Genomic DNA, 13,909 nt, shown 5'->3' on the forward strand with positions numbered 1-13,909 from the left:
GACAATAGGCTGGCGCTGTTGGACCAGGCGTTCTACGCCGGGCATTGCGCTGCCGGCCAGACGGAGGTCATGCAGGTGATGTGGCTGTATGAGCGCGCCGTCGACATGAAGGCGGTCGAACGACTGCACCGGAATCTCGGTTACACGCTGTTCGGCCGGCGGATCGAGCGGTCACCGCTGCCGTTCGGCCGGCATCGGTGGGTATTCGACAGGGCGCCGTCGGACATCGACGTCGCCGCGTGTCCACGCCCGCGGTCCGAGCTCAGCGACTGGCTTGACGAACGGTCACAAATTCCCGTTGATCCCGAAACCGGTCCCAGCTGGCATTTCGGCGTGCTGCCCCTGACGGACGGCTCGATGGCGGTCAGCTTGGTGATGTCGCACTACGTGTGCGACGGCGTCGGCGGAATCATCGCGGTGACCGAAGCGCTCATGGGCCTCACCCGCGACCTCGGGTACCCGCCGCCGCATTCCCGCAGCCGGCTGCGCGCGGTCATCGAGGACGCGGGCGAGACAGTCCGGGCCGCCCCCGAGGTGGCCCGGGCGCTGGTCGCGGGGGCGCGAATGGCCCGCAGCAACCGCGACCTCGTGTCGACCGACAAGCGACCCGCCGCCGTAACCGGGGACGGCGGCGGCGACCTGATCGTGGTTCCCGGTGTCGCCATCTACATGGATATGGGCGAATGGGACGCCCGCGCGAGGGCACTTGGCGGCACCAGCAGCACCCTGACCGCCGGGTTCACCGCGAAACTCGGGGAACATCTGGGCTTCCGGCACGGCAAGGACGGCGACGTCACCGTACAACTCCTCGTGAACAACCGTGGCGAGGGCGATACTCGTGCGCTCGCGGTGACGTTCGTCCGCGTCAACATCGACCCGACACGGGCAACGACGGATCTCAGCGAGGCGCGAGTGGCGATCAAGCAGGCACTGACGAGCCTGCGAGAAACGCCGGACAACTCCTCGCTGGTCGCCGCGCTGACCCCGTTCACGTCGAAGCGGACGTGGAAACGGCTGGTCGACACCGCCAACACCGACCCTGATCACCCCGTGGTGTGCTCCAACCTCGGTGAGCTCGGCCCGACCACCCGCCTCGACGGCACCGACTGCGACTACCCGTATGCGCGAGGAACGCGACAAGGCGTGACGCGACAGTGGCTCGAGCAAATAGGTGGCCAACTTCAGGTGCTGTCGCTGCGCGCGTCCGGGGTCGGCAAGGTCGCCATGACCGTCCTCGCGTATCAGCCGGGAGCCCAGAACACCAAGGCCGCCCTGCGCGAGCTGTGTGCGCGCGCACTGGCCGAGTTCGGCCTGACCGGCGAGATCGACTGACCTGGACGCGGCGGGCCGCGGCTGCGCGGACACCGGTGTTGGCCCAAACCCGGACGGGCCGGACGTCGTCGATTAGGGTTGGCAACCGTTATTAGACTTGTGTCTGTTAGACGGACGGGACGACGTTCCGCTGCGACGGATTCAACGACGCAAGGGCGGCCACTGCGCATTGAACGAGACAACGCACGGAATCAGCGACCCTGCGCCCGCAGAACCGATCGCTTCGCCTCATGACCTGACAACCTCCGAGGAGCGCCCGTCGACCCGCCACTTCGTCGCGGTGATCAGCGCTCTCAGCGGCATCCAGCTGCTGGCGATGATCGACGGCACCGTCGTCATCTTCGCGCTCCCGAAGATCCAAAACGAGCTGGGCTTGTCGGATGCGATGCGGAGCTGGGTGATCACCATCTACGTGCTGGCCTCCGGCGGCCTCATGCTCTTGGGCGGCCGTATCGGTGACACCATCGGCCACAAGCGCACTTTGATCCTCGGCGCCGCGCTGTTCACCTTCACCTCGGCGATGTGCGGCGTCGCCTGGGACGGCGGTGTGCTGGTGGCGGCCCGCCTGCTGAAGGGCGTCGCGGCCGCCTTCGTGGCACCGACCGCTATGGCGCTGGTGGCCACGACGTTTCCCAAGGGGCCGACGCGCAACACCGCGGTGGCGGTGTTCGGCGCGATCTCCAGCGTCGGGTCGGTGGTCGGCCTTGTCGCGGGCGGGGCACTCGCCGAGGTCTCGTGGCGCCTGGCGTTCCTGGTGAACGTACCGATCGGACTGGTGGTGATCTACCTGGCCGCTACCGCGTTGCGGGAAACGAACAAAAAGCGGATGAAGCTCGACGCCGCCGGCGGTGTGCTGGCCACCCTGGCCTGCACCGCCGCGATATTCGGCTTGTCGACGGGTCCGGAGAAGGGCTGGCTGTCGACCGTCACCCTGGGTTCGGGTCTGGTGACGGTCGCGGCGTTCGCGGCGTTCATCCTCGTCGAGCGGACGGCCGAGAACCCCATCGTGCCGCTGACGCTGTTCTTCGACCGCAACCGGTTGGCCACGTTCGCGGCCACGTTTCTCACCGGCGGGGTGACGTTCACGATGGCCGTGCTGATCGCGCTGTATGTGCAGAACGTCATGGGATATGGACCGATGCACGCAGCCATCGCGTTCGTCCCGTTCGCGTTCGCCACAGCCGTCGGTGCGGGCGTGGCCTCCCGGTTGGTGACTCGATTCCCGCCTCGCGCGTTGGTGATCACCGGCGGCATCGTCCTGTTGGGCGCCATCTCATGCGGATCCACGCTCAGCCGCGGCGCCCCTTATTTTCCCAATCTTGCGCTGCCGATCGTCGTCGCAGGTATCGGGCTCGGCATGATCAACGTCCCCTTGGGCCTCGCCCTGATCGCGAGCGTGCGCGTCGACGAACTGGGCCCCATCTCGGCGATCGCGGTGATGCTGCGGAGCCTCGCCGGGCCGCTGGTGCTCGCCGTCATCCAGGCCGCCATCACGGCGCGCACACTTCGCGCGGGTGGCAGCCGCGGGCCGGTGAAGGCCGTCAACGGCGCCCAGATGCACGCGCTGGAAAACGGCTTCACCTACGGCTGGGTGTGCTTGGGAGGGGTGGTCACCCTCATCGGCGCGGTCGCGCTACTCATCGGCTACACCGCTCAACAGGTGGCACGCGCCCAAGAAGTCAAGACGGCCCTCGACGTCGAGGGCCGGTAGCCAAGTGCTCAATTCGCCTGCAGTGGTCTCGGGTCCAGCGGCCGTAAAACCCGCTGAAAACATTCCCAAATCACGAACGATTGCTTCTGCCCTACACTATGGTTTGCTCCGTTATTGGACTCGTGTTGTCTAGGGTGGAACCTGTGGTCGAAGGCAGTGTGCGCGGTGCTGAGCTAGTTCAATCCGAAAGCACCGTCGCCGGCGATCAGGCCGATGGCCAATCGGTGGGCAGCCGACCCAAACTCCTGAGGCCTATTCGACAACCTGCCGGTGCGTCCCGGCCACCGCGCGGATCTGAAAGCCGCCGCCGAACTTTAGGACCCGCCATTTTCAGAGCCCTGAAACGCTTGTGGATTCCTTTGGTCGTGCTCGCGGTGATCGGCGCCGGCGGAGTGGCGGTGTCGCGGCTGCACGGCATCTTCGGCTCCGACAAACCAATGACCTATTCCGACACCAAAGCCGACAACACCAAACCGTTCAATCCCAAGCACCTCAGGTACGAGATCTTCGGGCCGCCGGGAACCGTGGCCGAGATCAGCTACTTCGGCGCCGACGGTGACCCCGAGCACGCTGACGGCGTGACGCTGCCGTGGTCGTTGGAGTTCCCGATCACCGCGGCGGCCGCCATCGGGAGCATCGCAGCGCAGGGAGACAGCGACAGCATCGGTTGCCGCATCTGGGTGGACGGGGTGTTGAAGGCCGAGAAGGTCACCCACGAGGTGAGCGCCTTCGCCTCCTGCATGCTGAAGGCCGCATGAGCAACCACCAACTCGAGAACACCCGACCGTTCGTGGCGCGGACGATCCAGCGGTTCTCGGTGCTCATCATCCTGGGGTGGCTGGCGATCATGGTGATCGTCACCGTCGGCGTTCCCTCGCTGGAGTTGGTCGAGAAGGAACACTCGGTGTCGCTGAATCCGACCGATGCGCCGGCTTTCAAAGCGGCGAATCGCATGAACGAGGACTTCAAGCAGACCGATCAATCCAGCTCGGGCAGCGTGGCGATGATCGTGCTGGAGGGGCAGCAACCCCTCGGGGACGCCGCGCACAACTACTACAACAACTTGATCCTGCAGCTGAAGAACGACCCCAAGCACGTGCAGCACATCCAGAATTTCTGGGGCGACGAACTCACCCGGGGCGCCGCGCAAAGCGCAGACGGCAAAGCCGCCTACGTGCAATTGACGCTCGCAGGCAATCCCGGCCAGAGCTTGGCGAACGAATCCATCGAAGCGGTTCAGCACATCGTCGCGAGGACGCCGGCCCCCCCGGGTGTCAAGGCCTACGTCACCGGACCGGCGGCAATTTCGGCAGATATGAACCGCAGTGGTGACCGGACGATCGTCACGGTCACGCTGGTGAGCGTCGCGGTCATCTTCCTCACCTTGCTCCTCGTCTATCGCTCGATAGTCACCGTGTTTCTGTTGCTGGTGATAGTCGGCATCGAACTCCAGGTGGCGCGGGGAACAGTCGCATTCCTCGGCCACCACGAGATCATCGGGCTCACCACCTTCGCCGCCAACTTGCTCGTCTCGTTGTGCATCGCGACCGGTACCGACTACGGCATCTTCTTCATCGGCCGATACCAGGAGGCGCGCCAGGCTGGCGAGAGCCGGGAAGCGGCTTTCTACACCACCTACCGCGGCGTCGCCAAGGTGGTGCTGGGGTCCGGCCTGACGATCGCGGGAGCCGTCTTCTGCCTCGTGTTCACCCGGTTGCCGTTGTTCCACGCCATGGCCATCCCGTGTGCGGTCGGGATCCTCGTCGCCGTTGCGATCGCGCTCACCCTCGTCCCGGCGGTCATCGCCGTCGGCAGCCGAATCGGGCTGTTCGAACCCAAGCGGGTGCTCAAGGTCCGGGGGTGGCGCAGAATAGGCACCGCGATCGTCCGGTGGCCCGCCCCGATCCTCGTCGCGTCTCTGGCTGTGGCCATGCTCGGGCTGCTGACGCTGCCCGGATACAAACCGAGCTACAACGACCAGAAATACATCCCCAAAGACATTCCGGGCAACCAGGGCTTGGCGGCCGCCGGCCGGCACTTCCCGCCATCGGCGATGATGTCGCCCGAACTCCTGCTGATCGAAGCCGACCACGACTTGCGCAATCCCGCGGACTTCCTGATCTTGGAGAAACTGGCCAAGGCGGTCCTCGCCGTTCCGGGCATCTCCAAGGTGCAGGCCGTCACCAGGCCCGAGGGAACGCCGATCGCGCACACCACCATTCCGTATCTGCTCAGCATGCAACAAGCCGGTCAGCAACAGTTCATGCATTTCCAGAAGCTACGCATGAACGACATGCTCAAACAGGCCGAGATGATGACCGAGACGATCAACATCATGGAGCACATGTACGGCCTACTCCAGCAAATGGCCGCGACGACGCACCGCATGGTGACCAAAACGCACGAGATGCAGGAGATCACCAACGATTTGCGGGATCACATCGCGGATTTCGAAGATTTCTGGCGACCGATCCGCAGCTACTTCTATTGGGAAAAGCACTGCTTCGACATCCCGATCTGCTTTTCCATACGATCCATTTTCGACACTCTCGACGGCGTGGACCTGGTCACCGACAAACTGCGCGACCTGGTCGGAGACCTCGATCAATTAGATGCGATCATGCCGCAGCTGCTCCTCCAGTTCCCCGAGATGATCGAGATCATGCAGAGCATGCGAACCATGATGTTCACGATGCACAGCACGATGTCCGGGGTCTTCGGACAGATGGACGACAACAGCAGCAACTCGACCGCCATGGGGAAGGCGTTCGACACCGCGAAGAACGACGACAGCTTTTACATTCCGCCGGACGTCTTCAAGAACGCCGACTTCAAACGGGTCATAAAGATCTTCCTGTCGCCCGACGGGAAGAACGCCCGGATGCTCATCTCGCAGAAGGGCGATCCCGCGTCGCCCGAGGGCATTTCGAGGGTGGACCCGATCAAGAGCGCGGCGGCGGAAGCGCTCAAGGGGACCCCCCTGGAGGACTCCAAGATATACCTCGCGGGCACCGCGGCGCTGGTCAAAGACGTGGTGCAGGGGTCCACCTACGACCTCGCGATCGCGGTCATCGCCGCGCTGTGCCTCATCTTCGCGGTCATGTTGATCATCACCGGCAGCTTCATCGCCGCCCTGGTCATCGTCGGCACGGTGCTGGTTTCGCTCGGCGCGTCTTTCGGTTTGTCGGTGTTCGTCTGGCAGTACCTGCTGGGTACGCAGATCCACTGGGCAGTGCTGGTGATGTCGCTGATCGTGCTCTTGGCGGTGGGGTCCGACTACAACCTGCTGCTGGTTGCCCGGATGAAAGAGGAAATAGGCGCCGGTCTGAACACCGGCCTGGTGCGCGCGATGGGCGGCACCGGCAAGGTCGTCACCAACGCCGGATTGGTCTTCGCGTTCACCATGGGCTCGATGATGGTCAGCGACCTGGCCAGCATCGGGCAGGTGGGCTTGACGATCGGCCTGGGTTTGTTGTTCGACACGCTGGTGGTTCGGGCATTCATGACGCCGTCTATCGCGGCGCTGCTGGGGCGGTGGTTCTGGTGGCCGCAACGAGTTCGCCCACGGCCGGCCAGCTCGATGCTCCGGCCGACCGGTCCCCGTCCCGTTGTGCGCGCCTTGATGCTGAGACAGCAAGGCTGAGCGGCGAACTGTTCGGGACGGATCGGGCAACTGTGGAAAGCATTGTGACGCTGCGTGACGGCGAAGCGACGTCGCGTGGGGCGCGCGCAGCTGCCGCCTGCCCGTTGAGGGCCGCATGAACATCGAGCAGCCTTGCCCTCCCCGCATCGCGCGGACCATCCGCAGCCTCTCGCCGCTCATCATCGTGGCGTGGGTGGCCCTGACGCTGACGGTGAGTTTCGGCGTTCCGTGGCTCGAGACGGTCGGCCGCGACCACTCCGTTCCGATGAGCCCCCGGGATGCGCCGTCGGTGCAGGCGATGACGCGCATGGGGAAGGTCTTCAAGGAATCCGATTCGGACAGTTTCGCGATGATCGTCCTCGAGGGGCAGCAACCGCTCGGCGATGACGCCCACGCGTACTACGACACGTTGATTCGTCGGTTACGCAGCGACCGAACGCATATCGAGCACGTGCAGGATTTGTGGGGCGACCGGCTCACGGCGGCGGGGGCGAAGAGTCCCGACGGCAAGGCCGTGTACGTCCAACTGAACCTCGCCGGCAACCAGGGCACCACGCTGGGGCAGGAGTCGGTGGCGGCGGTCCGCAACATCGTCAGCAGCCTGCCGCCGCCTCCCGGGGTCGAGGTGCACGTCACCGGCCCCTCGGCCCTGGTCGCCGACATGCAGCGCAGTGGCGACCGCTCCATCCTGAAGTTGACGCTGATCGGGGCCGTCATCATCTTCGCCGTGCTGATGTTCGTCTACCGCTCCGTGGTCACCGTGATCCTGTTGCTGCTCACGGTCGGTGTCGAACTTTTCGCGGCCCGCGGGATCGTCGCGTTCCTCGGTGACCGCAACATCGTCGTCCTCTCGACGTTCTCGATCAACCTGCTGGTCGCCCTCGCGATGGCGGCGGGAACCGATTACGGCATCTTCTTTTTCGGGCGATACCAGGAGGCGCGGCAGGCGGGCGAGGATCCGCAGACGGCCTACTACAGCACCTACCGGGGGGTCGCCCCCGTCGTCCTGGGATCGGGGTTGACCATCGCCGGGGCGATGCTGTGCCTGAGTTTCACCCGGATGCCGATCTTCCAGACGATAGGCGTGCCCTGCGCCGTGGGCATGGTGGTGGCGGGCGTCATCGCGCTCACGCTGGTTCCGGCGGTCATCGCGGTGGGAAGCCGCTTCGGACTGCTGGACCCGAGGCGCAGGATTGGGTTCCGCCGGTGGCGACGGGTCGGCACGGCGATCGTCCGCTGGCCCGGGCCGATTCTGGCCGCGACAATGGCGGTCGCGCTGATCGGCCTGGTCACGCTGCCGGGCTACAAGACGAGCTACAACGATCGACTCTATATTCCCAAGGACATCCCGGCCAACGTGGGCTTCGCCTCCGCCGACCGGCACTTCTCCCAGGCGCGAATGATGCCGGAGATCCTCGTAATCGAATCGGACCACGACCTGCGCAACCCGGCGGATTTTCTCATACTGCATAAGTTGGCCAAGAAAATCTTTGCCGTACCGGGGATCTCTCGAGTGCAGGGCATCACCCGGCCCGAGGGCACTCCGATCGAGCACACGTCGATACCTTTTTTGATCAGCCTCCAGAATGCGGCCCAGCTTCAAAGCATGAAGTACATGAAGAACCGCATAGACGACATGATGAAGATGACCGAAAACCTGGCTCGACAAATCGCGCTGATGAAGCGGATGTACGAATTGCAGAAAAAGCTCACGGACATCACCCTCCGATCGCTCGGCGAGACTAAAGAGATGGTGAAGATCGTGGACGAGCTGAGCTACAACATCTCGGATTTCGAAGACTTCTGGAGGCCGATAAGAAGCTATTTCTACTGGGAGAAGCACTGCTACGACATCCCGATATGCTTCACGCTGAGGTCGATTTTCGACCTACTCGACGGTGTCGACTCCCTCAGCGACAAAATGCATGATCTGGTTCATGATCTGGAAAGGATGGGCGAGCTCCTGCCCCAACTCCTCGAGCAGTTCCCGCGGATGATTGCGATCATGGAGTCGATGCGCACCATGATGCTGACGATGCACAGCACCATGGCGGGGTCTTTCGGCCAGCTGGACGAGAACAACGACAATGCCATGGCCATGGGACAGGCGTTCGACGCCTCCAAGAATGACGATTCGTTCTATCTGCCGCCCGAGGTATTCCAGAACCCCGACTTCCAGCGCGCGCTGAACTCATTCCTGTCTCCGGACGGCCATGCGGCGCGTTTCATCATCTCGCACCAGGGCGACCCCGCTACGCCGGAGGGCATAGCGCGCATCGACCGCATAAAGACGGCCGCGGAGGAGGCGCTGAAGACCACGCCTCTCGAGGACGCGAAGATCTACATCGCCGGCACCGCGTCCACCTTCAAGGACTTCCGCGACGGCTCCAGATACGACCTGTACATCGCCGGCATCGGGGCACTGTGCCTCATTTTCATCATCATGCTCATCATCACGCGCAGCTTCGTCGCCGCCCTTGTCATCGTGGGTACCGTCGCGCTGTCGCTGGGAGCGTCATTCGGGCTGTCCGTGCTGATCTGGCAGTACATCATCGGCATGAAATTGCACTGGATGGTGCTGCCCATGTCCGTGATCATCCTTCTCGCGGTGGGTTCCGACTACAACCTGCTCCTGGTGTCGCGGATGAAAGAAGAGATAGCGGCCGGGATTAACACCGGCATCATCCGCGCCATGGGCGGCACCGGCAAGGTCGTGACCAACGCGGGCCTGGTGTTCGCATTCACGATGTCGGCGATGGCGGCCAGCGATCTGCGGATCATCGGCCAGGTCGGCACCACGATCGGTTTGGGCCTGCTGTTCGACACGTTGGTGGTGCGCTCGTTCATGACGCCGTCCATCGCCGCGCTGCTCGGACGCTGGTTCTGGTGGCCGCAGATAGTCCGCCCGCGCCCGGCCAGTCACATGCTCCGATCTTCGGGACCGCGACCGCTGGTGCGTTCGCTGCTGGAGCGGGACACACACCCCGGCGACGACGCGGCCACGGTCGAAATCCCTATTGTGTCTGTCTAGCCGCGCCGACCTGTTCGCGATCAGATGGGGAGCGCCAACGGGATCAGCACACCGAACATGCTGCCGATCTCGCTCTGTGCCAAGAGAAGTACGAGATTCAATACCAACCAAGCTAAAAGCAAATTTAAATACGCAACAATATAGGCGAGCCCGCCGAGAATATTCAGCGCATTCCAGACAAAGGTCAGGCTGCCGACGATCGTATTCCACGTGGTGCTCAACATATCCGACACCTGGGCCGGAACCGCGGCGGCGGCGGCACCGACAGACGAGCCGACGCCCGATAGCAGGGATCCGATGTTGGCGGCCTCGGCCGCCACGTATGAGCCCGCACTGGCGGTGAGATTCTGCGCGAATTGCGCCGGAAAGGCCGCCACCTGGCCGGCGGTCGCTTGATAGGTCTCGCCGAATTTGGAGAAGAGGCTCGCAATGCCCGCCGACACTTCGTCGGCGGCGGCGGGCATTACCGCAACTGTCGGTGCCGCCGCCGCCATGTGCGCCGCGTTGACAGACGACGCAACAGTCGCCACGTCCGTCGCCGCGGCCGCAATGAAGTCGGGCACCGCAATGACGTTCGACATATACATCCTCCAACCCGGCCATACTTGACGCGGCCGCAAAGCAGAAGCATCACACAGGCCGCCGCGCTCCTCAGGACTGTAGTCTCTGAACTATCACTTTAGAAGACGCTTGGTATTGAAGATGGCGATTCCGCAAACTTGAGCGGATTGGCCGACTTGGGCCCGGGTTGGGTTGCGCCCCAATGGCACCACGGGCACGAAACGTCACCGAAAGCACAGAAACAACTCACGCTAAAGGCGGTGGCTCGCGTTCCCCGCCGGTTAATGCACACATCCGTCGCGGGTCCATTTTGCGCGCGAAATCGACAATGCGCGCCCCGGCGCCGGCTCGGCGGGCCAACAGAATGCCCTACTGCACCGGAATGCCGGGAAGTGCGTCGCGCGTCGGCGACAACCGAAGCTCAGCGGGCGTCGCGCAGCAACCGGCGGGTGACCGAAGGCGACTCGGTGACGGGTGCCAACTCCGCGAAGAACTCGATCGCGTCTGCGATGGAACCGTCTGCGAAGGAAGCGAATTCGTCGAAAGACAAGCCGTCGGGGACCCAGCGGGATCTGCGCGCCGAGATACCGATGCGAGGCGGGTCAGACCAGACATGCACGAGCGCCGTCACTCCTCGGTTCTGGTGATTCCAGGTGTCGGCGAAGTTCGTCAGCCAAACGCCGTCGGCAACGGAGAAGAAACCCGCAGGAGTGACCTGAATGGTGAACACGTCGTCGAACGACGGCGACATTTCGAGATGGACGTGCAGCCGGCCGCGGCGCGTTCCGGTGGCGCCGAAGTATTCGCATTCATGCTCACCACGGACGAAACGCAGCCCGCTCGCGGCCACGTAGCGTTCGATCAGCCTGGCGCAGGCCGATTGACTCGTCATGAGGTCGATGCTGAACCGAATGCGCGGCGTTGTGCCGAAAATCGCAATTTACATGACATGTTCATCAAACTGCATGTAGCCCAAATCGGGGATTTCCAAACTATTGGACCACGAACGGAATTGGGTGAAGCTCGAGGCGGGCCGGACTGATTTCCACAAGCAACAGATTCGCGGAGATCTGTTGCGCGGCAGAGCAATTCGTATTGCCGAAGACCGCCGCGGCCAGGACCATGCCGTTGGCTCAGCCAGCGTCGCGCAGCAAAGGGTGTGCAGCAGAGGGTATTTCGATGATAGAGATCAGCTCGGCAAAAAGGTCGATCGCGTCGGCAACGGTGCTGTCGGCCGCCGAGGCGAACTCTTCGAGCGACAGGTCGTCGCGGATCCACCCGGACCTGCGGGCGCAGATCCCGATGCGCCGGGCATCGGAGCAATCGTGCACGATCGCGGTGACGTGGTGGTCCTGACGATTCCATGCGTCCGCGAAGCGCGCCAGCCGCGCACGGTCGGCCACCGGGAACGTGCAAGCGGGAGTGACGTGCATGATCAACACGTCACCGAACGATGCAGAGAGTTCGAGGTGCACGTGCAACCGCCTGGCGCGCACGCTGGCGACACCGAAGTATTCGCCCTCGTGCTCGCCCCGCACATACCGCAGCCCGCAGGTGGACATGTAGCGCTCGATCAGGCCGGCGCACATCGGCTTGCTCGTCATGAGTTCAATGGTGCGGCGGGCTACTTTGCAGTCGCTTTGAGCCGCGCCAGCGCTCGCTAAAGAATCTGATAAGAATTTGCTGAGCACAAAGGTGCGGTTCACCCCACATTCCGCGCGACGTCGACCATTGCCGCCGTTATCTGGGCGATCTCCTCGCCCGAGCAGATGTAGGGCGGCATCGCATAAACGAGGTTACGGAACGGCCGCAGCCACACCCCGCCGTCGAGCGCCACAGGGGTCGCGGCGGCCAGATCGACGGGCCGGTCGCACTCGATGACGCCGATGGCGCCACACACCCGCACATCGACCACGCCGGGCAGCGACCGCGCGGGTGCGAGACCCCGCTCTAATCCGGCGCCTATCGCCGCGACACGCGATCGCCAATCCTGACCCAACAGCACCTCGACGCTGGCCACCGAGACCGCGCAGGCCAGTGCATTCGCCATGAACGTGGGGCCATGCATGAGCGCACCGGCCTCGCCGGCGCTGATGGTGTGCGCGATCTCCGCGGTGCACAGGGTCGCGGCCATGCTGAGGTAGCCGCCGGTGAGCGCCTTGCCGACGCACATGATGTCCGGGCTGACCCCCGCATGGTCGGCGGCGAACAGTTCGCCGGTGCGCCCGAAGCCGGTGGCGATCTCGTCGAACACCAGCAGAACGTCGTGCCGTCGGCACGCCTCGCGCACGTCGCGCAGGTATCGGGCGTCGTGGAAGCGCATCCCACCGGCGCCCTGCACCACGGGCTCGACGACGACGGCGGCCAGTTCGCCCGCGTGCTCGGCGAGTTGCGCCTCGAACGCCGCCGCATAGGTGGGGTCGTAGTCTCGCGGCACCGCGGGGGCGAACACCTGGCGGGCCAGAATGTCGGTCCACAGCGAGTGCATGCCGCCGTCCGGATCGCAGATGCTCATCGGCGTGAACGTGTCGCCGTGATAGCCGCCCCGCCACGTCATCAGCCGGTGCTTGCCGGGGCGGCCGCGGCCGCGCCAGTACTGCAACGCCATCTTCACCGCGACCTCCACCGACACCGAACCGGAGTCGCTGAAGAACACGGTCTCCAACCCTGGCGGGGTGATCTCGACCAGAAGTTGCGCAAGGCGGGCCGCCGGCTCGTGGGTCAGGCCGCCGAACATGACGTGGTTCATGGCGCCCAGCTGGTCGGACACCGCCGCGTCGAGCACCGGGTGGCCGTGGCCGTGGATGGCCGTCCACCACGAGGCCATGGCGTCGAGCACCTGCATCGGCGCCCCGTCGCGGACCACCGTCAGCCACGCGCCGCTGGCGCCGACCGCGACCAGGGGCGGCACGGCCTCACCGCCGACGGTGCTGTAGGGATGCCACAGGTGGGCGGCGTCGATCGCGCTGATCTGCTCGGGCGTCAACCCGGCCCTGGCCGCAGGCATAGAGAACGAGGGTAGAACAGTCGGGTCGCAAAATCCCCGGCCATCGTGGAGCATGGGACGAAATGGTTACCCCGCATCAGCCCGACGACACCCGGGTCGACCCGCACACGATAGATGCCATCGATTATCCGCCGGACCTCGATGACGCGCGGCCGGCCAACCCGGCCGCGCCGCCCGGGGCGCCCGCCGGCTCCCAGGGTTACGTCCCCCACGTGCTGCGCCTGCGGCTGGCCGCCTGGGACGTCACCTGCACCGCGGTCTTGCTGATCCTGCTCCTGCTGCTCGCCACGGAGACGACGTGGCCGGCCCGGTTGTTCGGCTTCCTGCGCAACGTCTGCGAGGGCGAGGAGTGCGGGCCGGTGCCGTTCGGGGTCGACTACTACATCCACCCGGTGGTTTGGGGCGGCATCGGCGCGGCGATCGCCGCGGCGGTCGTAGGTCCGCTGGTATCCCTGTTGAAGGGCTGGTACATGTCCTTCTGGCCGGTGCTGTCGCTGGCGCTCATCATGGTGAGCTCGGTCGCCGGTTCCATCCTGACGATGTTCAGCGCGCGCTACTGGATCTGACCGGCGCCGGCGCAGGCCGACGAGTTTGAGACCCAAATCACAACCGCGCATGCGGTTT

General features: G+C 64.5%; 10 protein-coding genes. 6 read left to right on the forward strand and 4 right to left on the reverse strand.

Going from position 1 to position 13,909, the window contains the following annotated elements; translation table 11 throughout:
- The first annotated feature begins 18 nt into the window (after positions 1 to 18).
- From G6N48_RS08805 to G6N48_RS08825, 5 genes are all read left to right on the forward strand, one after another.
- Complete coding sequence (locus G6N48_RS08805; protein ID WP_308205318.1) at positions 19 to 1,332, forward strand: condensation domain-containing protein; 1,314 nt, start codon at positions 19 to 21, stop codon at positions 1,330 to 1,332.
- A 217-nt stretch (positions 1,333 to 1,549) separates the two neighbouring features.
- The gene (locus G6N48_RS08810; protein WP_232066773.1) at positions 1,550 to 3,043 is read left to right on the forward strand and encodes an MFS transporter; all 1,494 of its coding nucleotides are present in this window, start codon (positions 1,550 to 1,552) and stop codon (positions 3,041 to 3,043) included.
- Between the two features lie 338 nt (positions 3,044 to 3,381).
- On the forward strand, positions 3,382 to 3,801 hold the full coding sequence (locus G6N48_RS28175) for an MmpS family transport accessory protein (protein WP_085269723.1): 420 nt from the start codon (positions 3,382 to 3,384) through the stop codon (positions 3,799 to 3,801).
- Positions 3,798 to 6,686, forward strand: a complete 2,889-nt coding sequence (locus G6N48_RS08820; RefSeq protein ID WP_085269542.1) for an MMPL/RND family transporter — start codon at positions 3,798 to 3,800, stop codon at positions 6,684 to 6,686. The genes G6N48_RS28175 and G6N48_RS08820 overlap by 4 nt, the downstream gene beginning before the upstream one ends.
- Positions 6,687 to 6,801: 115 nt before the next feature.
- Positions 6,802 to 9,717 carry an MMPL/RND family transporter gene (locus tag G6N48_RS08825; RefSeq protein WP_085269543.1) on the forward strand — a complete coding sequence of 972 codons (2,916 nt, stop codon included), beginning with the start codon at positions 6,802 to 6,804 and terminating at the stop codon, positions 9,715 to 9,717.
- A 20-nt stretch (positions 9,718 to 9,737) separates the two neighbouring features.
- Here the strand turns inward: G6N48_RS08825 and G6N48_RS08830 are convergent, their stop codons facing one another.
- The 4 genes from G6N48_RS08830 to G6N48_RS08845 form a co-directional block, all read right to left on the reverse strand.
- A complete protein-coding gene (locus G6N48_RS08830; RefSeq protein WP_161494213.1) occupies positions 9,738 to 10,298 on the reverse strand; it encodes a PE family protein in 561 nt (186 codons plus the stop codon).
- A gap of 401 nt (positions 10,299 to 10,699) precedes the next feature.
- A complete protein-coding gene (locus G6N48_RS08835; RefSeq protein WP_085269545.1) occupies positions 10,700 to 11,170 on the reverse strand; it encodes a hypothetical protein in 471 nt (156 codons plus the stop codon).
- Between the two features lie 241 nt (positions 11,171 to 11,411).
- Entirely contained in the window at positions 11,412 to 11,984 is a 573-nt protein-coding gene (locus G6N48_RS08840; RefSeq protein ID WP_232066578.1) for a YbjN domain-containing protein, read from the reverse strand.
- Positions 11,981 to 13,285, reverse strand: coding sequence for an adenosylmethionine--8-amino-7-oxononanoate transaminase (locus G6N48_RS08845; RefSeq protein ID WP_085269547.1), 1,305 nt, complete (start codon positions 13,283 to 13,285; stop codon positions 11,981 to 11,983). Before G6N48_RS08845 ends, G6N48_RS08840 begins: the two co-directional genes overlap by 4 nt.
- A gap of 62 nt (positions 13,286 to 13,347) precedes the next feature.
- Between G6N48_RS08845 and G6N48_RS08850 the strand changes: the two genes are divergently transcribed.
- Positions 13,348 to 13,851 carry a hypothetical protein gene (locus G6N48_RS08850; protein WP_232066579.1) on the forward strand — a complete coding sequence of 168 codons (504 nt, stop codon included), beginning with the start codon at positions 13,348 to 13,350 and terminating at the stop codon, positions 13,849 to 13,851.
- The last annotated feature ends 58 nt before the right edge of the window (positions 13,852 to 13,909 follow it).

It is taken from the genome of Mycobacterium parmense (genome assembly GCF_010730575.1).
Lineage (GTDB): Bacteria > Actinomycetota > Actinomycetes > Mycobacteriales > Mycobacteriaceae > Mycobacterium > Mycobacterium parmense.

Coding starts and splice junctions, on each gene's coding strand:
- G6N48_RS08820 (WP_085269542.1), top strand. CDS start 3,798: ATGAGCAACCACCAACTCGAGAACACCCGACCGTTCGTGGCGCGGACG.
- G6N48_RS08825 (WP_085269543.1), top strand. CDS start 6,802: ATGAACATCGAGCAGCCTTGCCCTCCCCGCATCGCGCGGACCATCCGC.
- G6N48_RS08830 (WP_161494213.1), bottom strand. CDS start 10,298: ATGTCGAACGTCATTGCGGTGCCCGACTTCATTGCGGCCGCGGCGACG.
- G6N48_RS08835 (WP_085269545.1), bottom strand. CDS start 11,170: ATGACGAGTCAATCGGCCTGCGCCAGGCTGATCGAACGCTACGTGGCC.
- G6N48_RS08845 (WP_085269547.1), bottom strand. CDS start 13,285: ATGCCTGCGGCCAGGGCCGGGTTGACGCCCGAGCAGATCAGCGCGATC.
- G6N48_RS08850 (WP_232066579.1), top strand. CDS start 13,348: ATGGTTACCCCGCATCAGCCCGACGACACCCGGGTCGACCCGCACACG.